This is a genomic window from Phascolarctobacterium succinatutens YIT 12067, assembly GCF_000188175.1.
GTDB classification, from domain to species: Bacteria; Bacillota; Negativicutes; order Acidaminococcales; family Acidaminococcaceae; genus Phascolarctobacterium_A; species Phascolarctobacterium_A succinatutens.
This window is the reverse complement of sequence record NZ_GL830851.1, coordinates 1-25,021: the sequence shown is the minus strand read 5'-3', so window position 1 is coordinate 25,021 and position 25,021 is coordinate 1. Positions and strand designations below refer to the sequence as shown.

24 protein-coding genes, 1 pseudogene and 1 riboswitch are annotated in these 25,021 nt (G+C 43.8%); of the genes and pseudogenes, 3 read left to right on the top strand and 22 right to left on the bottom strand.

Going from position 1 to position 25,021, the window contains the following annotated elements; all coding sequences use genetic code 11:
• Nucleotides 1-51: 51 nt before the first annotated feature.
• The 12 genes from aroF to HMPREF9443_RS01175 all read right to left on the bottom strand — a co-directional run bounded on the left by aroF (nt 52) and on the right by HMPREF9443_RS01175 (nt 15,377).
• Complete coding sequence (aroF, locus tag HMPREF9443_RS01235; RefSeq protein WP_009144665.1) at nt 52-1,065, bottom strand: 3-deoxy-7-phosphoheptulonate synthase; 1,014 nt, start codon at nt 1,063-1,065, stop codon at nt 52-54.
• Nucleotides 1,066-1,587: 522 nt separating this feature from the next.
• Nucleotides 1,588-2,328, bottom strand: coding sequence for a sulfite exporter TauE/SafE family protein (locus HMPREF9443_RS01225; protein WP_009144663.1), 741 nt, complete (start codon nt 2,326-2,328; stop codon nt 1,588-1,590).
• A gap of 136 nt (nt 2,329-2,464) precedes the next feature.
• Complete coding sequence (locus tag HMPREF9443_RS01220) at nt 2,465-3,292, bottom strand: radical SAM protein (RefSeq protein ID WP_050787086.1); 828 nt, start codon at nt 3,290-3,292, stop codon at nt 2,465-2,467.
• On the bottom strand, nt 3,285-4,502 hold the full coding sequence (locus tag HMPREF9443_RS01215) for a nitrogenase component 1 (RefSeq protein WP_050787085.1): 1,218 nt from the start codon (nt 4,500-4,502) through the stop codon (nt 3,285-3,287). The genes HMPREF9443_RS01220 and HMPREF9443_RS01215 overlap by 8 nt, the downstream gene beginning before the upstream one ends.
• Nucleotides 4,502-6,001: a nitrogenase component 1 gene (locus tag HMPREF9443_RS01210; protein ID WP_040564603.1), complete on the bottom strand. Its 1,500-nt coding sequence runs from the start codon at nt 5,999-6,001 to the stop codon at nt 4,502-4,504. The genes HMPREF9443_RS01215 and HMPREF9443_RS01210 overlap by 1 nt, the downstream gene beginning before the upstream one ends.
• Before the next feature lie 208 nt (nt 6,002-6,209).
• Nucleotides 6,210-6,881 (bottom strand): ABC transporter ATP-binding protein, encoded by a 672-nt coding sequence (locus HMPREF9443_RS01205; protein ID WP_009144659.1) that lies wholly within the window; start codon nt 6,879-6,881, stop codon nt 6,210-6,212.
• Nucleotides 6,868-7,776, bottom strand: a complete 909-nt coding sequence (locus tag HMPREF9443_RS01200; RefSeq protein ID WP_009144658.1) for an ABC transporter ATP-binding protein — start codon at nt 7,774-7,776, stop codon at nt 6,868-6,870. Before HMPREF9443_RS01200 ends, HMPREF9443_RS01205 begins: the two co-directional genes overlap by 14 nt.
• A complete protein-coding gene (locus tag HMPREF9443_RS01195) occupies nt 7,770-8,591 on the bottom strand; it encodes an ABC transporter permease (protein ID WP_009144657.1) in 822 nt (273 codons plus the stop codon). The genes HMPREF9443_RS01200 and HMPREF9443_RS01195 overlap by 7 nt, the downstream gene beginning before the upstream one ends.
• Nucleotides 8,584-9,486, bottom strand: coding sequence for an ABC transporter permease (locus tag HMPREF9443_RS01190; protein ID WP_230197130.1), 903 nt, complete (start codon nt 9,484-9,486; stop codon nt 8,584-8,586). Before HMPREF9443_RS01190 ends, HMPREF9443_RS01195 begins: the two co-directional genes overlap by 8 nt.
• Before the next feature lie 37 nt (nt 9,487-9,523).
• Nucleotides 9,524-11,077 carry an ABC transporter substrate-binding protein gene (locus tag HMPREF9443_RS01185; protein ID WP_009144655.1) on the bottom strand — a complete coding sequence of 518 codons (1,554 nt, stop codon included), beginning with the start codon at nt 11,075-11,077 and terminating at the stop codon, nt 9,524-9,526.
• 70 nt (nt 11,078-11,147) lie between these two features.
• Nucleotides 11,148-13,346 (bottom strand): TonB-dependent receptor, encoded by a 2,199-nt coding sequence (locus tag HMPREF9443_RS01180; protein WP_222859535.1) that lies wholly within the window; start codon nt 13,344-13,346, stop codon nt 11,148-11,150.
• Nucleotides 13,347-13,537: 191 nt separating this feature from the next.
• Nucleotides 13,538-13,709, bottom strand: a riboswitch (cobalamin riboswitch).
• 282 nt (nt 13,710-13,991) lie between these two features.
• Complete coding sequence (locus HMPREF9443_RS01175) at nt 13,992-15,377, bottom strand: ATP-binding protein (RefSeq protein WP_009144653.1); 1,386 nt, start codon at nt 15,375-15,377, stop codon at nt 13,992-13,994.
• Nucleotides 15,378-15,768: 391 nt separating this feature from the next.
• Here HMPREF9443_RS01175 and HMPREF9443_RS01170 point away from each other — a divergent pair, with 391 nt between their 5' ends.
• The 3 genes from HMPREF9443_RS01170 to HMPREF9443_RS10765 are packed head-to-tail and all read left to right on the top strand — an operon-like array spanning nt 15,769 to nt 17,551.
• A complete protein-coding gene (locus tag HMPREF9443_RS01170; RefSeq protein WP_040564600.1) occupies nt 15,769-16,386 on the top strand; it encodes a MotA/TolQ/ExbB proton channel family protein in 618 nt (205 codons plus the stop codon).
• Nucleotides 16,386-16,796, top strand: coding sequence for an ExbD/TolR family protein (locus HMPREF9443_RS01165; protein ID WP_009144651.1), 411 nt, complete (start codon nt 16,386-16,388; stop codon nt 16,794-16,796). The genes HMPREF9443_RS01170 and HMPREF9443_RS01165 overlap by 1 nt, the downstream gene beginning before the upstream one ends.
• Nucleotides 16,796-17,551 carry an energy transducer TonB gene (locus tag HMPREF9443_RS10765; RefSeq protein WP_009144650.1) on the top strand — a complete coding sequence of 252 codons (756 nt, stop codon included), beginning with the start codon at nt 16,796-16,798 and terminating at the stop codon, nt 17,549-17,551. Before HMPREF9443_RS01165 ends, HMPREF9443_RS10765 begins: the two co-directional genes overlap by 1 nt.
• Before the next feature lie 60 nt (nt 17,552-17,611).
• Here HMPREF9443_RS10765 and HMPREF9443_RS01155 read toward each other — a convergent pair whose 3' ends face one another.
• The 10 genes and pseudogenes from HMPREF9443_RS01155 to HMPREF9443_RS10675 all read right to left on the bottom strand — a co-directional run.
• The gene (locus tag HMPREF9443_RS01155; protein WP_009144649.1) at nt 17,612-18,538 is read right to left on the bottom strand and encodes a CvfB family protein; all 927 of its coding nucleotides are present in this window, start codon (nt 18,536-18,538) and stop codon (nt 17,612-17,614) included.
• Entirely contained in the window at nt 18,531-18,887 is a 357-nt protein-coding gene (gene rsfS / locus HMPREF9443_RS01150) for a ribosome silencing factor (RefSeq protein ID WP_009144648.1), read from the bottom strand. The genes HMPREF9443_RS01155 and rsfS overlap by 8 nt, the downstream gene beginning before the upstream one ends.
• A gap of 12 nt (nt 18,888-18,899) precedes the next feature.
• Entirely contained in the window at nt 18,900-19,988 is a 1,089-nt protein-coding gene (locus tag HMPREF9443_RS01145) for an LCP family protein (RefSeq protein ID WP_009144647.1), read from the bottom strand.
• Between the two features lie 11 nt (nt 19,989-19,999).
• A complete protein-coding gene (gene yqeK / locus HMPREF9443_RS01140) occupies nt 20,000-20,620 on the bottom strand; it encodes a bis(5'-nucleosyl)-tetraphosphatase (symmetrical) YqeK (RefSeq protein WP_009144646.1) in 621 nt (206 codons plus the stop codon).
• On the bottom strand, nt 20,589-21,203 hold the full coding sequence (gene nadD / locus HMPREF9443_RS01135) for a nicotinate-nucleotide adenylyltransferase (RefSeq protein WP_230197127.1): 615 nt from the start codon (nt 21,201-21,203) through the stop codon (nt 20,589-20,591). The genes yqeK and nadD overlap by 32 nt, the downstream gene beginning before the upstream one ends.
• A gap of 42 nt (nt 21,204-21,245) precedes the next feature.
• Nucleotides 21,246-21,419: a hypothetical protein gene (locus tag HMPREF9443_RS10760; protein ID WP_154645642.1), complete on the bottom strand. Its 174-nt coding sequence runs from the start codon at nt 21,417-21,419 to the stop codon at nt 21,246-21,248.
• 59 nt (nt 21,420-21,478) lie between these two features.
• Nucleotides 21,479-22,693 carry an ABC transporter permease gene (locus tag HMPREF9443_RS01130; protein ID WP_009144643.1) on the bottom strand — a complete coding sequence of 405 codons (1,215 nt, stop codon included), beginning with the start codon at nt 22,691-22,693 and terminating at the stop codon, nt 21,479-21,481.
• A gap of 19 nt (nt 22,694-22,712) precedes the next feature.
• Nucleotides 22,713-23,453, bottom strand: coding sequence for an ABC transporter ATP-binding protein (locus HMPREF9443_RS01125; RefSeq protein ID WP_009144642.1), 741 nt, complete (start codon nt 23,451-23,453; stop codon nt 22,713-22,715).
• 15 nt (nt 23,454-23,468) lie between these two features.
• Nucleotides 23,469-24,542 carry an efflux RND transporter periplasmic adaptor subunit gene (locus HMPREF9443_RS01120; protein ID WP_009144641.1) on the bottom strand — a complete coding sequence of 358 codons (1,074 nt, stop codon included), beginning with the start codon at nt 24,540-24,542 and terminating at the stop codon, nt 23,469-23,471.
• Nucleotides 24,543-24,859: 317 nt separating this feature from the next.
• Nucleotides 24,860-25,021 (bottom strand): annotated as a pseudogene (locus HMPREF9443_RS10675) (anion permease); the annotation flags it as partial.

The following is a 25,021-nucleotide window of genomic DNA, read 5'->3' as shown; positions in this document are numbered from 1 at the left end:
TTATTACAAACCCTTACGCTTTTTTATATTGCTAAGGGATAATGCCTTGACTTACATATCTCTGCCAACAATTCTGGCAATACCCTTCAGCTCGCCCATCAATCTGGCGAAGCGTTCAGGTCTTAAGGACTGTGCGCCGTCGCAAAGCGCTGCTTCCGGATTGTTGTGTACTTCAGTCAACAGTCCGTCGGCACCTACTGCAACCGCAGCCTTTGCCAAAGGCTCTACCATCCACCACAGGCCTGCCGCATGACTCGGGTCAACTACTACCGGCAGATGGCTGAGCTTTTTCACAGCGGGGATTGCGCTTACATCCAATGTATTGCGCGTATATGTTTCAAAAGTGCGGATACCGCGTTCGCAAAGGATAACGTTCTCGTTGCCCTCGCTCATGATATATTCCGCTGCCATCAGCCATTCCTCAATTGTTGCTGCCAAACCACGTTTCAAAAGAATCGGTTTATTGGTTTTGCCCAATTCCTTCAGCAGTTCAAAGTTCTGCATGTTGCGGGCGCCGACCTGAATCAAATCTACATCTTCTACAAAACGCTCAATCATATACGGTGACATGATTTCTGTTACAATCGGCAGGCCTGTTTCTTTTTTTGCACCTTTTAAATATTCCAGGCCAACCTCCTTCAAGCCTTGGAAGGAATACGGCGATGTGCGGGGCTTGAAGGCGCCACCGCGAAGCATTGAGGCGCCGCCAAGCTTAATGGACTTGGCAATGTCCGTAACCTGCTCCTGCGTTTCTACGGAGCACGGACCTGCGATAACCTGAATCTTGCGTCCACCGATTTCAACACCGCCGACATTAATCACGGAATCCTGCGGATGGAACATGCGGTTAGCTCGCTTGAACGGCTCCTGCACACGCATTACCTTGTCTACCGCATCATCAATACGCAGCATATTGATATCAAGTGTGCTCGTATCGCCGATGATACCGAAAATGGTCATGTTGACACCATTAATTTCGTTAATTTGGAAGCCCTTGCTTTCCAAATTGCTGCGCATTTTCGCTTTATTTTCCTCCGGCGCTCCCGGCTTGAATACTATTACCATAAATTGTCTCCCCTTTGTTCTGACGCCCTTGTCATTTAATTTACCATACTGCTATAAGCTACCATGCTACAAAAAAAGCAGGCTCCCGTAAAAGAGCCTGCTGTAAAAGTCAAATCTTAATTGCAAGCACTGCGCTCGCAAATACTATTTATAGTCTCCAATACGATGATTACTGCTATATGATTTTTCCCATGCAAAATAACCGGTGCTAAAATAATAGTTAAATACCGGTGCGTAATAAAAACCATATTCAATTGCAGTGTTCATCATTTTAGATTCCATCATTTTCACCTGCAACAACTTCAGCATTTCCTTATGCTTCAAAATTTATCGCCATAATCAGCGATTGAGATTATTTTACTCCTCCTGCTCCGCAAACGTCAAGGAAAAAGCTAAATTTTATTTATTTTTTATCTTATCGCACTATTATTGTAAACTAGGTTACAGTAATAGTGCTATTTTTAAAGCATTAACACAAAATTTTACTGCTGATTTATAAGACAGCAATATTTTAAAGTTTACTTATAAATTCTGCCACCCGCTCCACAGCAGCATCAGCGCTCCTACAAGCACCACCGCCAATGCCAGCTTACGGAACAGATGCTGATTCAGGCGATAGAAAAATTTTTCTCCCAACCAGATAGCCAAAAGCATCACCGGTATAGTGTACAGCAACCAACTCCAATCAATGGTACCGCTGACATTACCGTAAAAATAATTCACCAACACCGTCAAAAAGCCGCTTAATCCAAAGAACCAGATCATGTTAGCCCGCATAACATCCTTCGGCAACTTTTCGTTAATAAAATACAAAACCAGCGGCGGTCCGCTGACACTGGTAGATGCGCCGAAAAAACCGCTCAAAATTCCTGCAGCAAAACGTCCGCAGGGTTTATTTTTAATCGGCAGCGTAAACTGCAGGCTAAGCAAAACCGTGGCGACCACAAGCACCGCTCCCAAAAACACCTCCAACTGTGCCGCAGGCAGCACCTTCAGCACCCAGCTTCCGGGAAGCATACCAACAACACTTCCCAAGGTCGTCAGGATAACCGTTGCTTTATCATAGCCTTCACGCACCCTGTACATAGTAATTGCCCGCAGAACCAAATTCAACAGCAACACAAAAATAACCGCCGCTTTAACCGACATCACCAAAGTAAGCACAGGCATGGCCACCAAAGCAAAGCCAAAGCCGGAAACAGTAGAAAAAAACGACGCTGCAAAAATAATACCTATTGTCAAAATAATCGCAGTATAATCCATTAGCTTCTCCCATACAGATTAGATATTATAAATTTAATTGTAACAAGTACAGGAAACGCCGTCAAATTAAATATCATATTAAGCAAAAAATCCGTGCAAACCAACGTCAAGCTTCTGTTTACACGGATTTTCAATTTCAGCTTTCTTCTAAAACACAGGGATTAGTCAACGCGCCTACAGCATCCGCACGACAGCGGTTGCAATGCTGCATCTGCGGCATCCACTGCCTGCAAACATTACGCAGCTGCATAATTTCTTCAGCTGCAGGCTCCGCAAGATGTGCAAAGCCAGTTCCCTCCACTGGCAGCATCGGTAAAATATTCTGCAGCTTCGCTCCCAGCAAAGCCATACGTCTGGCAATCGCCGGAATTTCCTGGATATTCACGCCGGAGATTGCTACCGTATTTATCTTCACCTTCACGCCATATTCGCCAAGCAGCTGCAATCCTTCTATCTGTCTTTCTAGCAGCAGCGCAGCAGCCTCTTCGCCGACATATTTTTTGCCGTCATCATTGATGAAGCTGTAAATATGCGCGCCGGTGTTGCTGGTAATCGCATTCACCGTCACCGTAACATAATCAACACCTAAAGCTGCTATCTCCTTGGCATACTTCGGCAGATAAAGGCCATTAGTCGAAAGGCAGAAGAAAACATCCTTATCAACCTCACGAATCATGCTCAGCGTTCTGCTGACCGTTGCCCAATTGGCCAGCGCATCGCCGGGGCCGGCAATGCCTGCTACCGTCAGCTTCGGCACCTTGTCCTTCATCTGCAGATACCAATCGACTGCATCCTCCGGTACCATGACACGAGCCACAACACCGGGACGGCTTTCATTTACACAGCTGTATTTGCGCAGGCAATAGTTACACTGCATATTGCATTTAGGTGCCACAGGCAGATGAATACGGGCGTAATCGCTGCATTTAGCTGTAAAACAGGGATGTGTTTCAAGCTCACTCATGATTTACCTCACAAATACTTTCACGCAAGCCGGCATATCGGCCATCTGTTTTATATTGCTGCTGCAAGGCACTGTTAACAATCTGCTCAATGAGCAAGGCAGCACCACGCGCTCCGACCAGCGTATTATCGGTAAAGCACAGCCGGTCAAAGGCAGGATAAGCACAGCGCACTAACGGCACCTGATATTTTTCAGCCAAATTCTTTAAAAATGAAGAACCGCAAAACAATACAGGCTTGTGCTTTGCTGCAGCCTCTGCCATTTTATCCAAGCTAAATTCCGCAGTGTCCTCTGCAATAACAACGTGCATGCCCAGTTCTTCGGCAAAAAAGCTCTGTAAGCCCGCTAAATGTGCCTTGTCCGTAGCCAAAGCCACCGGCATCTGATACAAATTCACCAGATAATCGGCACTGCGATAAACGAGCTTTTCAGCCGCAGCCTCCAGCTCAGACAATTCTTCAGCAAAATCAACCTTCAACGCTGCGCCTAATTGACGCAAAAACTTCTGCATGCCTGCCACACCATAGGGATAAGCGCATTTGATATACGGCACGCCAAGTTTTTCCTGCATCTTTTGTGCCAACAGCTCACCATAGCCAAAGCAGATATTCAGCTCTGCCTGCGGCATTGCTGCAATATCGCGCAAGCTGCAATCCTGCAGTGCGCAGTTAACTCTAACCTTGGAACCCAAAAATTTCTTCAGCTCGGCTAAATCATTATCCGCATAAGGATCATCGTTCATTATGCCAAAAATATTTATCGTGGCAGCTTCTTTTTTCTCCGCATGTTGGAGCAAGGGCAACAACGCTAAATAAGCTGTTTCGACACCGCTGTCAATATTCCCTGCATATCCCGGCGCTTTTACATGCAATAATTTCTGCGAACCTTCGGTAGTAGCCAAAATACCGTCCACATCATCGCCAATCATATTCGGCACGCAGCCGCTGACTACAAATACCGCACCGCAATGCGCAAAAATACGCTCTGTCTCCTGCAAGGCTTTACGCAAAACCTTCTCACCGCCATTAACAACATCCTCATCATAAATAACATCAGAGGCCTGACGTACATCATAAGGCTTGCCGGCATATCGGAAAGTCAGGCTGCCCCACTGACAGCCGACAACGGAATGCTGCAGGATTAAGGCATCCTTAATACCGGCAAGAGCACGCACAGCACCAAATAAAGCACAGCTACTTAATGGTTTCATTATTTTCTCTGCCTCCATACTCTGCTATACAGTTCGCGTGATGCTTTACTGTCTTTATCAGCTTCGCGCATCGGATAAAATACCGGGTCATAGGCCAGTTTGCTCAGCAAAAGATTGCTGCCTGTTCGCTGCGGTTGTTGCAGCATCTGCCAAACCTCTTCCATAATATCCACAAAGCCCTGATAAGACCACACCGAGCGGTCAAACAAATTATAAAGCACGGGAACATCCAAAGCAGCATAGCGCGGATGACCGTTGCAGATAACAAAATCACAGCTCTGCGCAGCCTCACGCAAGGCATCCTCCGAAGGCTCTAGTAAAATTTCCGCATCACAGCCATACTCAGCCTTAGCAAGCTCTATCCTGTCCTTAAATCTCTGCATCATTGCATCATCCAGACCTGTTTCTGCCTGGTAGGAAGGATTCATGATAATACATATTTTCGTAATCGGCAGACCATAATCCTGCTGATAAACGCGCAGCGCATCCGGCAAATAGGCAATACCATGCGCAATCAGGCAAAACTTATACTTGGCAAAGTCTGCACCCAGCTCCTGATAACGGGCGGCAACCCGTTCATATTCTTCCTGCAGCACGCGTTCAACAGCATTCTCGCAACCAAGCATTTTGCCAATCTGTCTGTACAAATCACTGATTCCTTCAATACCATGCCACTCCTGCATATCGGCAACATGCAGAAACGGCGTACCAAAGCGCTGCTCCATTGCCAGCGCCCATTTTTTGCGACGTACTATATTCAGCGCTGCCCGCGGAGCCTTTTTGATTGTCTGCAAATCAGCGGCAGGCAGATAGGCATTGACGGTAATCCCCATTTTCTGCAGCATCTCACTCATGCCTTGCAACTTATCCTCACCGTTATAGCCCCAGGCAAAGGTTTCGATATTTACGCTCCGCGGCTGTACTCTTTGAGGCTCCATCACCTGCTCAACTAAAGCGTCCATCACCTCTACATAACCGCAGCCCTGATAGACAGCACTAGAAGAAAACTTTTGCTTCTGCTTTTGGCAAGCCTTTTCACGCAAAACCTTGCGGCCATTGCTCTTGTCCATATGCGAAAAAACCTGCGACGTAATCGGCACGAGCTTCGCTTTAAACTGCGGCTGCAGGCTGCAGGCCAGGCCTGCCAAATCATCATTAATAATATCCGATACTACGGAAGGCAACAGAAAAATAATCTCCGGCTTTTGCTCACGCTCCACCTTTTGCAGTAAAGCCGTAAGCTTTTTCTCACCGCCGAAAATTACATCATTGTTGCGCAAATCCGCACATTCCAGCTCATAAACCGGGCTTTGGCCGCTACGCACATGACAACGATAATGAAAGCCGCAGCCGCGCGGACTGTATAAGACAACGGCGGCATTTTTGATTTCGCTGATGCAGGCAAGATTTCCAGACACCTTGCCGTTAACGGCGTAGCGATGCAGATAACTTGAAGGGTTCATGCCAAAAAGCATGTTATCCTGATAATAATGGTTCATACTCATCAACTCCAATATATGACCTGCTTATTTTCTGCAGGCAGTAGATTAACTTTGCTCAAACACAATTTAGTAAAAACATCCTACTCACGTTTTTTCCGGCAAGAAAAAACGAAAAAATTCAAAGTAAAACCTTGAAGCCTCCGGTGTTATGTGTTTCCAGAACACATTCATCTAATCATGATTTGTATAATCTAGATTAGATGAATTACTTTAACTTCCCCTGCTCTATATGTAAAACTCTGTCGCAAAGCCATTCCGCAAGCTGTTTATCATGCGTAATAAACAAATAAGCCAGCTGCTTTTCCTTGCGTATATCACGTAGCAAATGCAAAATCTGAGCCTGCACGGAGATATCCAGCATCGATGTCGGTTCATCCAAAACAAGCAGCTTCGGCTCTAACAACAGTGCTCTTACCAGGCAGATACGCTGAATTTCGCCGCCGCTCACCTGATGCGGATAGCGCTGCAGAAGCTCTGCATTGAGCTTTACCAAATCCAGCATCTCTTTGATTTTTTCTTCATCATAAGGCAGATTAAAAACAGTAAATGCTTCCTGCAGACTAGAGCCTAAGGTCTGACGCGGATCAAGAAAGCTTTCCGGACGCTGTGAAATAAACTGCACATTGCGTCTGAAAGAACTTAAATCTTTGCCAGTAGCATTCGTAATATCTTGTCCCTGAAAATAAATTTTACCGGTATCACATGGCAGCAGGCGCAGCAAAATCCGTGCCAGCGTGCTTTTGCCGCTGCCGCTGCCACCCATCAGCGCCACCGCTTCACCGGGCTTGAGCTCCAGTGAAACATTATGCAGAAGCTCAAAATTTTTTCCGTTGCTACGGTCAACAAAGCTTTTAGAAATATTTTCAGCCTTCAGCATACAAGAAGCACCTCACTTCCGCATTACCAACCTGCTGCATAGCAGGCATTTCTTCCTTGCAACGCGTTGTACAATAGGGACAGCGTGCTGCAAATTTACAGCCGGTAAAGCTTTCCCCCGGCACCGGTGCCTTTCCCGGAATGACCTGGAGACCATTCTTTGGTAAAGCCTGCAAGAATCCTTTGGTATACGGATGCAGCGGTTTATGCCAAATATCCGCATTATGCTCCAAAACCTGTCCTGCATACATCACCAGCACATCGTCACACACCTCTTGTGCCAAAGCAATATCATGCGTAATAATCAACATACTTAAACGCAAATCCTGCTTAATCGTCAGCAAATTTTTGCGTACAACAGCGCCGACCTGTTCATCCAACCCCTTTGTCGGTTCATCAGCCAAAATCCATTCAGGCTTACTGCTCACAGCCATAGCACACAGAACTCGCTGCAGCATACCACCGGAAAGCTCATGCGGATATGCAGCCAGAACACGCTCTGCCTCCTGCAGTCCGAACAACCGCAAGCACTGCTTTTTATAACTATTGTCACCATCTGTAATATTATGAACAGCCAAAATATCCTGCATCTGCTTGCCTATTTTGCGCACAGGATTCAGCGACTCACTGGGATTTTGCGGAATAATACCAAAAGCAGATAATATTTTCTTCACCTGCTCGCCATTATAAAGCACTCTACCCTTTTTAACGACTCCTGATGGCAATATGTTTAAGATTGCCTGCCCCAATACAGATTTACCGCAACCGCTTTCACCGATAATCGCAGTAAAATTCCCTCCGTGCAAGTTCAGGCTTACATCATCTACAGCATAAAATACGCCTTGCGGCAGCTTAAAGCCTACAGATATATTTTCTAACACCAGACTTTTTACCATTTGCGCACCTCATTAAGCTGTGTATCTAAGCTGTCACGCAGATGCTCTCCGATGATATTCAGAGAATAAATCAGCAAAAATACAAACAGACCGGGAATAATAATCAGGTGAGGCGAGCTACGGTAATACATAATGGCATCGTTAATCATTACGCTCCAGTCAGGTGTCGGCGGCTGCACGCCTAAGCCCAAAAAGCTCAAACCGGCAATCGCCAGTATACCTCTGCCAAGACGAATAGTTACCAAAACAAGCAGCTTATTGGCAATATTGGGCAGCAAATGACGAAAAATAATTCGCCAGTCACTGCAGCCAAGGCAGCGCAGGCCTTCAATGAAAGGCTCTCCCATCAGCTGCAGAACTTCTGCACGCACAATACGCGAAAAACCGGCCCAGGATGTCACAACCAATGCCAGTACAAGGCTATAAATACTCGGACCGAGAATACCAGCCAAGGCTATCATAAAACAGCTTCCCGGTATACCTTGGAAAATATTGCTCAAAACGGTAAAGAACATGTCTAATTTACCACCGTAAAAACTGCACAACAGACCAACACCCACACCTAAAATCAACGCCAAAACCGACGAAATCAAGGTGAGCAGCATTGATGCCCGTCCGCCGTAAAGAATACGGCTGAACATATCACGGCCTAAAGCATCCGTGCCGAAGAAATGCTGCCAGCAGGGACTTTGCAGACGGTTAGCCATATCCGGCTCAAAGGGATTATGCGTTGCCAGAAGCGGAGCCAAAATACTGCCGAGAATGATAAACGCAAGTACAAAAATAGCGAAATTAAGCTGTATTTTTTTAGTCATGTGCTTCAGCGCCTCCTCTCAGCTTCGGATTCAGATAAAACATCAGTAAATCAACCGCTAAGGTTATCAATACCAACAGCCAGCCTGTAAAAAGCACATAGGCCTGCAATACAGGGTAATCGCGGAAGCGAATCGCTTCCAAGGCCATGCTGCTGATGCCCGGCAAAGCAAAAATACTTTCCGCAATAACCGAACCGCCCAAAATGCCTGCCAGATAATTACCCAGCAAAGCAATTACAGGCAGCATAGCATTAGGAAACGCATAGCAAAAAAGCAGCTTTATTTTGCTGATTCCGCGTACACGCGCTACGAGAAAATACTGCGAAGCAAATTCCGTCAACAGCGAGCTGCGCATATAGCGGCACACTGTTGCTGAGGTAGAGAAGGAAACCGCCAACGCCGGCATAATAAAGTAACGCAGGCTTTCACTGCCGCTTGTCGGCAGCAAACGCAGCGTTTCGCTGAACAATAAAATCATCAGCAACGCCAACCAAAAGCCGGGTAAAGCTAAAAGTATATTAGTCAAAAAATGTACCGCATCATCCAGCCAGCTGTTTTTGTAAACAGCGCATAAAGTGCCCAATGCAATGCCAACAACCGCAGCAATGGCCAAAGCCAGCAGCGCCAGCTCCACCGTCACCGGCAGACGCAGCAAAAGCTCATGCAAAATATCCTTGCCGCTAATGTAGCTGCTGCCGAAATTACCATGCAGCACCTGCACAAACCAGCTGAAATACTGCACATATATAGGTCTGTTCAAGCCAAGCTCTTCACGCATCATTGCTATCTGCGCATCCGTAGGTGCATCCAGACCATCCTGATTCAAGGCAAATTCAGCCGGGTCTCCGGGTGATAACAGTCCTAAAATGAACGCCAGCAAGCTGATGCCAATCATTACCGGCACAGCCAATAAAATTCTTTTATAGCAGTATCTAATCATTTTCTTCCGCCAATTCTACCTTACTCAAATCTACACCATAGATTAAAGGTTTATAATTTTTTAACCGCTTATTGTAGGCAACGATGTTCATATCGTTGAAAAGAGGGATTACTGGCTGCTCATATACCACGATTTCTTGAACTCTGTCAAAAACACGTTGCCTTTCAGCCTCATCAGTTATATGCTTAACCTTATTCATTAATTCTGTAACTTCTGGATTATTATACCCAGAACTGTTGCTAACATTTAAAGCGCCATCAGGCATAATAAAAGTATATAATGCACTAAATGGATCACCGTTAGCTAATCCCTTTTGAATGCGAACAATATTAAAGTCTCCTTTGCGCATCATTTTTGATAACGTAGCATACTCTATTGCTTGAATTTTTACATCTAAGCCAATATCTTGTAACCAATAAGCGATTAACTCAGCTTCTCCTTTTTGCAATGGTTCATTACCATTGATACAGTATGTAATTTCACAGCGCTTATTTCCTAACACCTCGTGTGCCAGGCGTTTCGCTTCCTGCAAATCATATTCTACAGGAAAAGCTTTATAGCCAGGACTAGTATAATTTAAGATATTGGCTGTCGGTTCAGCATAGTCCAAATACATATTATGTACTAAATTTTTCCTGTCAATTGCTAAGCTTACAGCCCTACGCATCCTTACATCATTAAAAGGAAATTTATTACCGTTTACACATAAATAACGAATCATCGTTGATTTATTTTTATCTACAGCAAAACGAGGATCTTTTTGTATCTCATCAGCAAGAAACGGAGGTATGGCATTAATATCGACAACTCCATCAATTTCTCCAGATTTTAATGCCGCATAGCGTGTATCTGTATTAGGAATATTACGCACAATAAATTTTTTAATTTTACCTTTTATGCCCCAATAATTATCATTACGTTCCAGCACTACGTACTTGTTTAATACATTTTCAGTAATCTTATATGGTCCAGTACCAATAGCAACACTCTTGAAATTACCATCATCAGCAAAACACTCTGGAGCATACATAGGACTACCAAAATCAGTCATCTTATATAATTCATTAATATTCGCTTCTTTAAAAAGCAGACGAATAGTATACTCATCTAATTTTTCATATTTCAATAAAGTAGGATAATACATTTCCATATTCAGGCCATAAAAAGAAGACCGCTTATAACCTTTCTTCATACGGTCAAAATTAGCAATCACAGAATCCGCATTAAATTTTGTACCGTTGTGAAAGTAGACATCTTGTCGTAGATGAAAAATCCACTCTTTGCCACCATCACGCATTTCCCAATTTATTGCTAAGCATGGTGCCGGTTTATTATCATCATCTTTAGTAATCAAAGGCTCCCAAACATCCAAAATACGACTGCAGTAAAGTCCATCTTTATTACCAGGTGCAAGATGGCGATAGGCAGCTAAAACTACTGTGTTCTTATCATGTTTTTCGCTATTAATTTTTTGCTCTTCCTGTCTTCCGCAACCGATTGTAAAAATCGTTACCACTAGAAGAATAAGGCTTAAAATATTTTTCATTATTACTTACCGCTTATTAAGATAGAATAAAAGAGGGTAGTATAAAACCACCCTCTTAAGTTAACAAATCTTAGATATCAAACTGTGCAGACAGCATAAAGGTTCTCGGCATAGACAAACCAAAAGTTGTAGAACTTCCTCTACCCATCCAGTAATCCTTGTCAGCAACATTGTAGCACATTGCACTCAGTTTTACAGGAACAGTGTTAATTTTAGTCTTATAATTGAAACCTAAATCAAAGGTTACATAGGACGGAATTTCAGTCTTGCCGCTGCTGGATCCAGAATCAATATATGCCTTATCAACCCAGTTAGCACGACCAACAACGCCCCAATCTTCATCAGGTTTATATTCCAGACCTAATACGCCACTCCATTTAGCAACACCATTAACAAACCAGCCGTCTTTAGAACCATTATTGGTTTGTTCACGCTGCGCATCAAGATACATAAAACCACCAGTAGCAGTCCATTTGTCAGCAAGTTTACCATTAATAGTCAACTCAACGCCTTTATAGCGGTTTTTACCATCATCAACTTTGGTATAAGATTTCCCGCCATTGAAAATATCATATCTGTTAGCTTCGTCAATATCAAAATAACTTAAAGTCGTCATTACGCCAGCATTTTGGTATTTAACACCAATTTCATTTTGCTTGCTCTTTACAGGTTCCATAATTTGATTTTCATTTGTATAGTATACATCTTTTGTATTAAGAACCTTAAGTCCACGAGAAAAGCTTTCAGTATGACCAACATACATAGCCAAATTTTCTACAGGTTTATAGGTAAAGCCATATGTCGGTAAAATATTATCATTTGTATAAGTATAATTTGGCGCACCATTCTTATACATTTCCATGTGTTCATGTTTTTTAGAAGCTGCTAAAAGCAAAGAAGCTTTACCATATTCTAAAGTGTCAGCAACAGTAATACCTACATTTGTCTCTTCCCAAGACGGTTTTGCTGCTCCAGAATTCTTCTTAATAGAATTCCAGTCATTAGCAAACCACCAGTTATTCAAGTTACCGCTAAGTCCGGTACCTGCATCAGTACTAGCAGTAGCAGACCAATATTTAGCCCAAGAGCGGTCAACCGCAAAAGAAACATTGTGTTTTACTTCACCAGTTTCAAATTTACCCTTTATACCAATTTGAGCATAAACATTCTTCGCAATCTCATTCATCTGAGAATAAACATTTTTTACAAATTCTCCACCATTTTTAAATTTAATGGACGCACTTTGATTATCTTTATTACCAAAACGATTAGATTGACCATAATTAGCAAACCAAGACCAATTATCATCCATTTTTTGGTCATGATTCAAAGCCATAATCCAACCATACATTCTCTTAGTTGTACCATCAAAGTCATAATTATTTTTAGAATCAGGAGCATCAGGCAATACACTATTATTATAAGTCTTATCTAAAGAAAACCATCTTTGTGCACCATTAATACGTCTATCATAATGCCCTGCAAATAAATTGGTTTCACTCTTTTCGCCACGATGATCAAAGTTAATGAAAATATTCTTTTCATTATTCTCTGCACCAGGCAGTGAAAGTTTGCCATCCATGTATTCCGCATTCACGCGCAAACCCCACTCATTATCCTTACCAAAACGACGTCCAACTTCAATAATTTCGCTAGTGTTGCCTCTTCCGCTATAAGTCTGTGTATAACGTGTAATAGGAGTATCAGTTGCGCGTTTCGTAACAATATTAATAGTACCAGGCGCAGGAGTTGCACCACTATTTGTGCCATTGTTAGACATACTTACACCATTCACACCAGCATTAGGACCAGATGTAATATCAATTCTATCAATTACATGAGACGGCGGTGTAGTGAACTGAGAGTATAAGCTAGGAACACCATTTAACATCATATGGTTGCCGTTCATGTTAATACCACGCATACTAAAATCACTATACATAGGAGAACTAGTGCTACTACGAATAGAAGGATTAGCAGTTAAAATATTTGCCAATGGTTGACTAGGATCATCAAAAAGGGCTACAGCTTTTTCCGTCATACTCATTTCAGAATAAGGAATATCCAAAACACTTTTATCGCCCAAGATACCCAATTTAGCAGTTTTTCTAACCAAACCACCCGGCAACACATCTGCACTTCCTTCAACAACAACCTCATCCAGATTGCCATGCATAGTTTGCTCTGCAGCACTTGCAGACATTACAAAGCCTACGCTGGCAACAGCGCACAGCACTGACATAACCAGCGCTTTTTTGTTTTTCATCATACTCATACACCTCATAAAAAATTTATTTTTTAACCATTGCCACCGAGCTGTCCGAGTTTCGCGTGCGACTCCGGCTAAAAGCATATTTTATCAAGGGCGTTCAGTATTCCGGCAAGAAAAAACGCCCTTCTGCACTATGACAGAAGGACGCACTTGTCCTTTACCATTCTTCTGTCACTCGCAGCATACTTTGGTCTTTACTTTCTCAGGCAATTCTTCTGGCTCAGTTTCCTCGCAAGCCTCGCCTTCCCGGTTTCCCAGTGGCATAATTAAGGCTTGCTCCACTTTACAGCTGCGTGACAGCGCAGGCTTTGCACCTGCTTACTTATTAAGTCTTTCGACACCTGATATACTAATCTATTCAATTATTCACCGATAGATTTTAATCCTATTTTTCATGTAAAATTACAACATAATACATATACTACGTCAAGTAGCATGAAATCGCATTAATAATCATCAACAACTTATATATATTGCTGTTATGTCAGAACCGTTTACATATTATTATTACCTATAATATGATTTTCATTAGTTTAATAACGCATATACACAAAAAATTTTCTTCTCCTAAAAAATAAAACTCTGAGAAAGCATAGTAATATGTCTGTTCCTCAGAGTTATTATAATTCTTCTGCACTTCACCTATACTAAATCATCCAAGCAAACTGCCTTTATTCCCTTTTCTGCCGCATAAGCAACCGCCTGCTCTGTATAACCGGCTTTGGAAAAGAAATAATAATATAAACTCTTATCCTGCGCTACTTTTTTGCCTAAAAAGTGCTTCAAGTCTTTTACGTCTACCGGCCTATGCTTATATTTACACTCGCCCAAAAGTATTTGCGTTTGCCTGTAATCAACTGCCATAATATCTATCTCATCAGTCTTATTCCACCAGCGGCCAATCTTGGTAAAATAAAACGGCAAGTCATGTTTTCTGTTCTGCTTACGCAAATATTGCTGGCAAACATCTTCAAATACATACGATGTAAAACGCTCCAGCTCAGGCTTGACAACATATTGATAAATCCCTCCTGCATCGCCTGATTCCAGCTCAGATAAATTCGGGAACACAAAGGCATACCAAAAACCGAAGAAATTATCGGTAACCTTATATAAGCCTCTCTGTTTATTAGCTTGCTCTTTAATATTGGCATCCACAGAAAACTCTCTGCACAAAATTCCCAATTCCAAAAGATTTTTCAAATATACGCTCAGCTTGCTTTTATCAATCTGCGTTTTTTGATGAATATCATTTAATTGTGTATTGCCTAAAGCCACAGCTTCAATCACTGCATTATAAACGCTTGTCTCACGCAGCTCCTGACGCATAAGAAACTCCACTTCGCTGTAAAGCACACTGCCTCTGCTTAAAATACTGCGTACAATATTTTCACCCAAAGAGTACTTATCGGAGAATTGTTTTAAGTAATGCGGAATGCCGCCCAAAATTGCATAAGCAGTAATTTTGTCTTCCGTGCTGTAATTAGGAAAAAACTGTTGTGCAGAATAAAAATCCATTGCCTGCATTTTTAAAATTCCTGTAGCACGTCCATAAAGCGGATTTTTCTCTGCTAAAACCTCTTTTTCTATAAATGACATTGCGCTGCCACACAAAATCAGCATTACATTAGACTGCTTTAAAACCTCATCCCACAGCTTTTGCAAAATAGAAGGAATAGCATTATTCCCTTTTACCATATAGGGGAATTCGTCAATAACAACTACTATTTTTTTCTCTTTTGCCAGCTCCGATATACTGAGCAAGGCCTGCTCCCAATCACTGAAACGAGTAATATATTTTGCTGCCTGGTGATTTTTTTCCAATAATCGCTGACTAAACGCTTCAAGCTGTTTTTCATCAATAATTTCTGTACAAGTATAAAAAATATGCTCTTTATCTTGACAAAATTGACGCAGCAGCTCTGTTTTGCCTACACGCCTTCTGCCGTAAAGCACTATAAGCTGACCGTCTGCACTATTATATCTGTCCTCTAAAAAATTCAGTTCTTCCTCGCGACCGATGAACATCTTACTCACCTCATTTATCTAATCGTGATTTGTATAATCTGGATTAGATAAATTATATACCATTGTAAGGAAGTCTGCAAGATATATGCGGATGAATGAGAAAAACTCCGGAAAAACTAAAAATATGCTTTGAATTCCCAAATCATTTTATGTCTTTTCCATTTATTTCTACATAAAGAAATTCCTTGCTTTTATTTTCCTGCTACCTTAAGTCACTCACTGTTACATTCTAAACACTTTTAGCTAATTATCTTTTCTAACCTCTTGCTTTTTGCATATTGATAATATATACTATAAATTAACCTTATTCAGCTTGTAACACTTTTCAAAACAAGCTGAGGCAGTTGCTGCTGCCAAAAATTTTTTGATGAGTATTTTTAGGAGGCAATTCATGGAAGCAATTCAACAAACAATCATGTATTTTCACAAAGGCGGTCTCGTTATGTGGCCGCTGCTTTTCTGTTCAATCGCAGTAATAGCTATTGCTATTGAGCGTTTTCTGTTCTACAAGGCAGAAGACAGCGGTCAGGTCTTTGCCGCTAAGTATTGTGAGCTTTTGCGAGCTGATGAAAAAGAAGAAGCTCTTCAATTAGCAGAAGCAGCTAACGGCGAATGCGCTAAAATCGTTGCTGATGCAGCTAAAATTACCGATGGCAGAGAACAACAAAAAGCATTTTTGGAAAGCCAGGCAGGTATTTTCATTGCTAAACTGAAAAATAAACTGGACTACCTTGCTATTATTGTTACTATGTCCCCACTGCTGGGCCTGCTCGGTACCATCGTTGGTATGATCGGTGCCTTCAGTATCTTCAATCTGGAATCCGGCGCTCCTATCGCTATCACCGGCGGTATCGGCGAAGCACTTATCGCTACTGCTACCGGTCTTTGCGTAGCTATTCTTTCCTTGTGCGCACACTCTTATTTTGCCCATCGTATGGATAATATGATTACCGACATGGAGCAATGCTTCAGTGCTCTTCTCGAAGCAGAAACAAGGAGTGGTAAATAATGCAGCTGCGCAATGTACGTGACAGAAAAACTCCGGAGCTTATTATTATCCCTATGATCGATATCATGTTCTTTCTGCTGGTATTCTTCATGCTCAGCACCATGTACATGATCGACCTGAAAACCATTCCCGTTAAACTGCCGCAGGCAGCACATGCTGCTACGGATACAACGACAACCTTCGCTGTATCCTTGAAAAATGACGGCTCTCTTTATCTTGGCGATGCGCCGACAGATATCCAGTCTTTAATAACCCAATCCTCAATCGAACAAAAAAATAATCCTCGTTTTGCTATTGTTATCAGAGCAGACAAGGATGTTGATTACGGTCGTGTTATTGAACTTATTGATAAACTTAAAGGCGCAGGTATTACCCGCTTTGGTTTGGCAACGGATGGAGCTGGTAAATAATGAATTCTGGTCAACGCAGTAGAATCGGCTTTATCGGTTCTATCGTAACACATATTTTTATCTTACTTTTCGTAAGCTTCGTCGGACTGTTTAATTTATCGCATCCGCCTGCTAACGATATCGTAGAGGTATCACTGTTTGGCGGCGGCGGCGGTGGTGGCGGCAATGATGCCGACATTGAAGACAGTAATGCAAACGACGAAGAAAACTCTACTGAAGAAGATGTGCAGGAAGAGCCTACACCGGATCCGGAGGCTATCTGGAAAAACGATGAGAATAAGCCTCAACCTGTACATAAAAAATCTGCTGTGAAAAAGGTTGCCCGTAAGGGCAGCGGCACAGGTCAAGGCAGCGGCCATGGCAGCGGTGTCGGCCCCGGCACCGGCTCCGGCAGTGGCGGCGGTAACGGCAGCGGCCACGGCACAGGCAACGGCAGCGGTACAGGCAGTGGCAGCGGCGGTGGCAGCGGCAACGCTTCTGTTGCAATTATGCCGCGTATCGTGCGCAAGATTGACCCTGTATATCCTGCTGCAGAACGCAATGCAGGCATCACCGGTTCAGGCGTTGTACGCCTTCTGGTAAACACCAACGGTACTGTTGATGAGGTTACCCTCGTAAGCTCCAGCGGTAACGCTAACATCGACCAGGCAGGTATCAATGCCGCTTATAAATGGCGCTTCACCAGCGCTGTCGGTACTAACGGCCAAAAGGTTCGCTGCTATTTGCGCTTACCCTTCACCTTCAGACTGAGATAATTAAAACCTGTTAGCTGAAAAACTCAGCTAACAGGTTTTTTTGTGCTTCAAATATTAAAATTACTTTTCTTGCTGTCCTTCCGTCAGATAGGTCCAGCCGTTCTCCTGACGCACCTTGCCCTCTTTCATCAGATGGCCCAGAGCACGCTTGAAGGCAGCCTTGCTGATACCAAACTTCTGCTTGATAATCTCCAGCGGCGTAGAATCGCAGTAAGGCATGCTGCCGTTACGCTTCACCAGGAAATCATATATATCCTGAGCATCCGCAACAAGTGCATTCTCCTTTTGCAGACGCATAGAAACGTTAATACGTCCGTCCTCACGCAGATAGGTTACACGGCAGGTAACCTCCTGGCCGAAATCAAGTCTGCCACCGGGCACTTCACTGCGATGCAGGAAAGCAATAAAGCGTTGGTTGGTAAAAAGGAAGAAGCCTTCCGGCAGAATGTTGTAAATCGTACCGGTAACCTTGTCACCGATTTTCAAGCCTTCTGCAGGCTTGGAAGCCTTCACCATATCTTCTTCTACGCGCATCGTCACAGCCTGACGGCCGCTCTTATCGCGATACAGTCTTACCCACACGAGCTGACCGGGGTTTACATGGCCGCGCATCTGGCTATAGGGCAGGAACACACCACGCTCTGCGCCGATATCAACGAAGCCGCCGTCACGGGTAACGCTCAGCACACGTACATAGCCTAATTGGCCTTCACGCATCTTCGGCAGCTTCATGCTGGCCGTCAGACGCTTGCTGGGATCAAGGTAAAGATATACCTTTACCTCATCGCCAATATTAACCTCAGAGGTCTGCTGCAGCTTATGCAGCATGATATCGTCAGAGGTATTACCGGTGCCTGCGTCAAGGAAGGCTGCATTTTCATTCATACGTACAACCTTTAAGCTGACTACATCACCGGGGCGGTATTTAGTATTGTTCGTAACAACAGGAGCCTTTTTAGCTCTGCTGAATTTTTTATTATCAATCATCCGTATTCTCCACAAAGCTTTCAGACGGAGCATCTGCCCACAGCTGCTCTAAATTATAAAAATCGCGTTCTTCCTCCAGGAAAACGTGAGCAACAACATCACCGTAATCCAACAGTACCCAACGTGCGTCGGCATAGCCTTCCTTATGGGTAGGATGCACGCCTGCTTCTGCCAGCTTATCCTCGATATTATCAGCAATTGCCTTAACCAGAGTGCTGTTGCCGGCGCTGCAGATTACATAAAAATCTGTAACGGGAGATAAGCCCTCCATATTTAATAAAAGTATATCCTTTGCTTTTTTGTCATTGGCCGCAGCCGCAATTTTTTGTGCAATGTCTTTAGTTTCCATTAAACATCCTCCTTAATTATTGCTTGCCTTTTCAGCAAACTTTGCTTCTTTTTCCAATTCATCTCTATCCTTAGGCTGCAGATGCTCCTTCGGCTCTTCTTCTGCTTCTGTTGCGGTATCTTCCTCATCTTTAAGATAAGGTATACCCAGCTCATCCAAGGATTTGTTTACGTCAGCCTGCTCGGCATTCCAATAGCTTACACCGGAGCTATCGTCAAATTTGCCATAAAGCATGCAGCTGCGCAGCTTATCATCGCCAAACAGCTTAAAACTGTTGGCAGCCTTAAGCATCGTCAACGTATTAAGATCTGTTTCTACATATTTGTCCAACGTTGCCAGCAGATTGCTTATTTTAGCTACATTTTGCACGGAAAACATCTGCTCAGCCGCTGCCTTCAGGAATTTCTGCTGTCTTTGCACGCGTCCGATATCACCAAGCTCATCCTTGCGGAAACGCACATATTTACCGGCAGTTTCACCATCCATATGCTGATAGCCATGCTTGATATCAATAACCAAATCAGCATATGGATCCTCGTAATACATATCCTTGTCTACGTAAATATCTACGCCGCCGATTAAATTTACGACATCAATAAAACCACGCCAGTTTGCCAACGCATAATAATGGATAGGTACACGCAGCAGATTAGCAACAGTCTGCTTCGCCATCACAGCTCCGCCATAGGCATAAGCCGCATTAATCTTCTCCGGATCCTTGTGTCCCGGAAGTATTACCTTCGTATCACGCGGAATAGATAAAACCGCAACCTTATTATTCTGCGGATCAAAGCTCAGCAAAATAATCGCATCTGTACGCTTAGGCTCGCTTTCCGCCGCTTCGCTGTCACCATCATCAATTCCCAGTAGCAGAACGTTGATGCGTTCATTGAGCTTCTGGTCATCACGTATTTTATCATCTGCCGCAGTTACGCTTACATGCGGCGGATTGATAAAATTGTTATAAATCCAGCAGGTTCCGAAAAAAAGTGCTGTTCCTAAAAGTCCTGCAAAAAGCAGCAAGCAAAGCAATCTTCCCCAGCGAAACTTCCGCCTGATGCGACGTTTTGCCGGCTGCTGTTGATTATTATTCTCTTCCATACTTGCCCTGCCTATTTGTTAACTGATTTCTGCGCCAGCATCAGCTCATTATAACCGTCAATGCAATGCGGATGAATTAATTGTCCGCCGGCAAGCAGATATTCAATAGTATTGCTGTAAGCCTTAAGCATTGCTTTATCAAGGCTTTTATGTGCCAGCTTGCGCAAATCCTCTATCCCCGGGAAATCTCTTCCCGGTTCAATCATATCTGCCAAAAATACAACCTTTGCCAAATCCGTCATGTGGGCGGCACCGGTTGTATGCTGCGAAATCCCTGCCAAAATTTCCTTATCTGTTACACCATATTTGGTCTGCGCATAGTATACACCTAATTTGGCATGCAGCAAAATCGGCTGATTACGTTCTACATCATCAATAGCAATTCCCAGTGCATCTGCCTCCGCCGCACTTTCCTTGCTGGCAACCTCACGGCCGCAATCATGCAGCAGCGCGCAAATCGCTATTTTTTCTTCCGGCAGCTTATGTGACTTTGCCAGTTCCAAAGCGGTTTCGTAAACGTGTACAGAATGTTTATAACGCTTCGGCGGCAAGGAAGCCTGCAAAAGCTGTTTCATTTCGTCTATTGTCATCATTTCTGCTTCATCCCTGCCTTTGATATAAATTGTGAGCATTGATATATTGCTCCACAGCCTGCGGCACCAAACCCGCCAGGCTCGCTCCTTCATGCAGCCTTGTCCTTATTTCGGTAGATGAAATATCATATTCGGGTGTATGCAGCAACATAATTCTTTCTGCGGCAGCAGCGCCCAAATGATGCACTACTTCTTCCATCACACCTTCGTAACCCGGTCTGCCGGCAGCTACAAAGGTTGCCAGCTGCAGCATTTCGTTGATAGAATTCCATGTATGCAGCTGAGCCACCGAATCAGCTCCGATAATAAAATAAAGCTCCTTATCCGGATATATCTGCCGCAGCTCTCGCAGGGTATCTATCGTATAGGATACGCCGCTACGCCGCAACTCCATATCCGACACGGTAAAATGCGTATACGGCTTTACCGCCAGTTCGGTCATCGCATAACGATGCTCTGCCGGCGCATAATCCTGTCCTACCTTATGCGGTGGTACAAAAGCCGGGATAAAAATAATTTGTTCCAGTGCAATACGTTCGTAAATAGCTTCAGCAATACGCAGATGCCCTATATGAATAGGATCAAAGGTCCCGCCTAAAATACCAAGTCCCTTTCCCGTCACAGTCATCCTCCTTGCTCAACACTTTTCTATTATTTTATTATATCAATCACTCAGCATTTGTACAACCTTCTGCAGCAGAATTATTATCGCAATAAGCAATAAAATTCCCTTTGTGCGGTCTTTAACATCAAAAACAGTTTTAGGCCTTCTCAGATAATCTGAAAAGGCCTGCAAATAATCTTTAAATGTAGGGGGTTTAGGTTCTCGTTTTGTCATTTTTTCTCCAATTTTAGAGATAAAGTGAAGATAACCTCTCTTCACTTTATCATATTATTTTACTCGTATCTCAAAGCATCAATCGGATCAAGCAGCGCTGCCTTACGTGCCGGATAAATGCCGAAGAACAGTCCGATGCCGACCGAAAAGATTACCGCAATAACAATCGCCCAGACGGAAATAACCGTATTCCATCCTGCCATACTGCTGATAATACAGGAAGCACCGATACCAAGCATTACACCTAATGTGCCGCCGATAATACCTATTACCATGGATTCAACCAAGAACTGCAGCAGGATATTATTATATGTTGCACCCAAAGCCTTGCGGATACCAATCTCACGCGTACGCTCCGTTACAGACACCAGCATAATATTCATAATACCGATACCGCCGACCAAAAGGCTGATAGCAGCAATACAGCCGAGAAGTATCGTAATATTATTGGCTGTTTCCATCATAGTTTCCATAATCTGCGCCATGTTGCCTACAGTAAAATCATCGTTAGCGCCCTCTTTAATTTTGTGGCGGGTGCGCAGCACCTGTTCTACATCGGCCTGCACATCATTGATAATATTTTCATTTTCAGCCTGCACTGTGATGCGCTGTACATTCGTAATACCCATCATACGGTTCTGTGCCGTAGTCAGGGGAACATAAACCACGTCGTCCTGATCCATGCCCATGCTGCCCTGACCCTTGCTTTTCAAAACACCGACAACCTGAAACGGTGCCTTGTTAATACGCATAATCTTACCAACAGGATTGCCCTCGGGGAACAAACTGTCAGCAACAGTCTTACCGATAACTGCCACCCTGCCGCGGCTTATGAGGTCACGATCATTCAAAATACGTCCGTCATCAACCTCCAGGCTGGAAATGGTAAAGTTGCTGGGCGTTGTACCTTCAACACGGCTGGTCCAGTTCTGATTGCCTGCAACCATTTGATAGCTTCTGTTGACACTAGCCGTAATGTTGGCAATGCCGTCAACCTGCTTTCCGATAGCCTGCATATCATCATACGTCAGCTTAACGCCTTCACCTGCTGCCAGTCGTGCACCGGTAGAGGTACGGCCGCCGGAAGTGATAATCAACAGATTACTGCCCAGCTTGGAGATATTGCTCTTAACATTCTCCTTCAGGCCAAAGCCCAGGCTGACCATCGCAATAACGGCACCAACACCGATGATAATACCAAGAAGCGTCAGGAAGGTGCGCAGTTTATTGGAAACCATGCCCTGCAAAGCCATTTTAATGCTTTCATTCAACATAAATATCTACCTTCCTTTATCAGCTTTGCGTACCGTAGCGCATATGCTGCAGCTCTATAGCAGCATAATCAGTCTTACCGCCGCTGCGTTCATCACTTACCAGCTGTCCGTCACGCATTACCAGAATACGCTTCGTCTGCTCGGCAATATCCGGTTCATGGGTAACCATAACCACAGTCTTGCCGCTTTCATTCATTTTTTTGAAAATATCCATAATCTCGTAACTGGATTTGGTATCAAGATTGCCTGTAGGCTCATCGGCCATTATAATAGCCGGGTTATTGATTAAGGCTCTGGCAATAGCTACACGCTGACGCTGACCACCGCTCATCTCCATAGGCTTATGCTCAAGTCTCTCGCCCAGACCAACGGCCTCCAACGCCTTCTTTGCGCGCTCCATGCGTTCTTCTTCATCTACACCGGCATATACGAGCGGTAAGGCTACATTCTCCTGTGCTGTCAGCTTAGCCAGCAGATTAAAGTTTTGGAAGACAAAGCCTATCTTTGCATTACGTGTATGCGCCAGCTCATCGTCATCATAGCCAGCAATCTCCTTGCCATCAAGAAAATACTCGCCGGAGGTCGGTCTGTCCAGACAGCCGAGAATATTCATCATCGTGGATTTACCGCTGCCGGAAGGCCCCATAATAGAAGTAAATTCACCGGGTTCTATCTTGAGATTTACGTGATAAAGCGCGTGTACCACGCTGTCACCCATCTGATAGGTTTTCATAATATCTTTTAATTCGATAACAGACATAAAGCTAACGCCTCCTTAGTGCATCGGCGGGGGGCCCATTCTGTTACTGGTCTGCTTGCTGACAGCCTTCTTCACCAGCAGCTTGTCACCAACGCTGAGACCGGTTGCTGTAACAGCTACCTCGCTGTCGCTTGTCAGACCGAGTTTTACATCTACATCACGTGTTTCCTTAGTCTTTTCGTTATATACCTTTACGTAGTGGCGGCTGCCCTCACTGTATATGCAGTTTAAAGGCACAATGGTTACATCGTTTGCTTCATCGATAATAATCTCGGTTCTTGCTGTCATAGTCGGCAGCAGCTTGCCCTTAGCATCATCAACAGTAACATAAACCTTATAATAGATAACGTTGTTTTCCGTAGTTGCACTACGGGAAATCAAGCGTACCTTACCGGTAAATGTTTCGTTGGGATAAGCATCAACAGTAAACTTTACCTTTTGCCCGTCCTTAACCTGACCGATATCGGATTCATCGACAAGTGCTTCAATCTCCATATTATCCAGTGTTGCCACAGACATAATAACCTGCGGTGTGCTGATACCGGAGCTGATAGTCTGGCCAACCGGTGTAGGCTTACCGATAATGTAACCGGAAATCGGTGTGGTAATAACAGTATCATTAACATCAGAAGCAGCCTTTTCATAGTTGCTCTTGGCTACAAGATAATCTGCTTCCACGCTGTCAAATGTTGATTGGCTGATAGCACCGCGGTTCAGCAGGTTCAGATTACGCTCATAGTTAGCCTGGGCATTATGCAGCTTGGCCTGCATCTGAGCCAGCGTTGCGTTCAAAGATGTTGCATCAAGGCGCACCAGTACGTCACCGGCGTTGACATGCTGGTTTTCTTTAACCAGTACCTCAACAATTCGTCCGGTAATCTTGGAGCTGATATCAACATTATCCTGTGCGCTTAATGCGCCGGTTGCCGAAACAGTTTGCATAATGTTACCTTTTTTTACTTCGCCCATCTTAACAGCAGTAGTTGTAACCTGCGTGCTTTGATAATATTTATAGCCACCATAGCTGCCTGCGAGCAAAATCGCAGCCGCTACGAGGATATATTTATTCTTTTTCACGAAACTCATCATTTTGCATCCCTCATTCTTAAATATATTCCTTTACTATTATAACCTCTACTCTTTTTGAGGTCAAAGCAAGTATAGCAAAAAGATGTGTTTTTTTATGGCACCATTAACAAAATTCAACACATATAACAAAAACCCCCGTCACTTTCGTGACAGGGGTTGATTTGCATTTTGACTGTCAAAGCATTTGTTGCCTTATCATTTTGAATCACCAGGCTGACGAGAAAGTGCCTGAGGCGAGGAGCAGATGTCGCCGGCGTACTTCTGGTACGTCAAGGCATTTGCGATGAAGCATATGGTGCTTTATCGACAGACTGGAATTATTTGCCAGGGAAGAACGGCCATACCATCGGAATAACGATCAGGGATACGATGAAGCATACGATTACGAGACCGCAACCAGCTTTCAGGTAGTCCATGAATCTGTATCCGCCAGGGCCGAGTACCAGAGTGTTCGGAGGAGTACCTACCGGAGTTGCGAA

Excerpts from the sequence above, each read along its gene's own strand:
- HMPREF9443_RS01165 (WP_009144651.1), top strand. The coding sequence starts at position 16,386 with ATGCAGCTGCGCAATGTACGTGACAGAAAAACTCCGGAGCTTATTATT.
- HMPREF9443_RS01130 (WP_009144643.1), bottom strand. The coding sequence starts at position 22,693 with ATGTTGAATGAAAGCATTAAAATGGCTTTGCAGGGCATGGTTTCCAAT.
- HMPREF9443_RS10760 (WP_154645642.1), bottom strand. The coding sequence starts at position 21,419 with ATGACAAAACGAGAACCTAAACCCCCTACATTTAAAGATTATTTGCAG.
- HMPREF9443_RS01120 (WP_009144641.1), bottom strand. The coding sequence starts at position 24,542 with ATGATGAGTTTCGTGAAAAAGAATAAATATATCCTCGTAGCGGCTGCG.
- rsfS (WP_009144648.1), bottom strand. The coding sequence starts at position 18,887 with ATGGAAACTAAAGACATTGCACAAAAAATTGCGGCTGCGGCCAATGAC.
- HMPREF9443_RS01180 (WP_222859535.1), bottom strand. The coding sequence starts at position 13,346 with ATGATGAAAAACAAAAAAGCGCTGGTTATGTCAGTGCTGTGCGCTGTT.
- HMPREF9443_RS01170 (WP_040564600.1), top strand. The coding sequence starts at position 15,769 with ATGGAAGCAATTCAACAAACAATCATGTATTTTCACAAAGGCGGTCTC.
- HMPREF9443_RS01185 (WP_009144655.1), bottom strand. The coding sequence starts at position 11,077 with ATGAAAAATATTTTAAGCCTTATTCTTCTAGTGGTAACGATTTTTACA.
- HMPREF9443_RS01215 (WP_050787085.1), bottom strand. The coding sequence starts at position 4,502 with ATGAAACCATTAAGTAGCTGTGCTTTATTTGGTGCTGTGCGTGCTCTT.
- HMPREF9443_RS01145 (WP_009144647.1), bottom strand. The coding sequence starts at position 19,988 with ATGGAAGAGAATAATAATCAACAGCAGCCGGCAAAACGTCGCATCAGG.
- HMPREF9443_RS01125 (WP_009144642.1), bottom strand. The coding sequence starts at position 23,453 with ATGTCTGTTATCGAATTAAAAGATATTATGAAAACCTATCAGATGGGT.
- aroF (WP_009144665.1), bottom strand. The coding sequence starts at position 1,065 with ATGGTAATAGTATTCAAGCCGGGAGCGCCGGAGGAAAATAAAGCGAAA.
- HMPREF9443_RS01210 (WP_040564603.1), bottom strand. The coding sequence starts at position 6,001 with ATGAACCATTATTATCAGGATAACATGCTTTTTGGCATGAACCCTTCA.
- HMPREF9443_RS01220 (WP_050787086.1), bottom strand. The coding sequence starts at position 3,292 with ATGAGTGAGCTTGAAACACATCCCTGTTTTACAGCTAAATGCAGCGAT.
- HMPREF9443_RS01225 (WP_009144663.1), bottom strand. The coding sequence starts at position 2,328 with ATGGATTATACTGCGATTATTTTGACAATAGGTATTATTTTTGCAGCG.
- yqeK (WP_009144646.1), bottom strand. The coding sequence starts at position 20,620 with ATGCTCACAATTTATATCAAAGGCAGGGATGAAGCAGAAATGATGACA.
- HMPREF9443_RS01195 (WP_009144657.1), bottom strand. The coding sequence starts at position 8,591 with ATGACTAAAAAAATACAGCTTAATTTCGCTATTTTTGTACTTGCGTTT.
- HMPREF9443_RS01155 (WP_009144649.1), bottom strand. The coding sequence starts at position 18,538 with ATGATTGATAATAAAAAATTCAGCAGAGCTAAAAAGGCTCCTGTTGTT.
- HMPREF9443_RS01205 (WP_009144659.1), bottom strand. The coding sequence starts at position 6,881 with ATGCTGAAGGCTGAAAATATTTCTAAAAGCTTTGTTGACCGTAGCAAC.
- HMPREF9443_RS01200 (WP_009144658.1), bottom strand. The coding sequence starts at position 7,776 with ATGGTAAAAAGTCTGGTGTTAGAAAATATATCTGTAGGCTTTAAGCTG.
- HMPREF9443_RS01190 (WP_230197130.1), bottom strand. The coding sequence starts at position 9,486 with ATGATTGGCATCAGCTTGCTGGCGTTCATTTTAGGACTGTTATCACCC.
- HMPREF9443_RS01175 (WP_009144653.1), bottom strand. The coding sequence starts at position 15,377 with ATGTTCATCGGTCGCGAGGAAGAACTGAATTTTTTAGAGGACAGATAT.
- HMPREF9443_RS10765 (WP_009144650.1), top strand. The coding sequence starts at position 16,796 with ATGAATTCTGGTCAACGCAGTAGAATCGGCTTTATCGGTTCTATCGTA.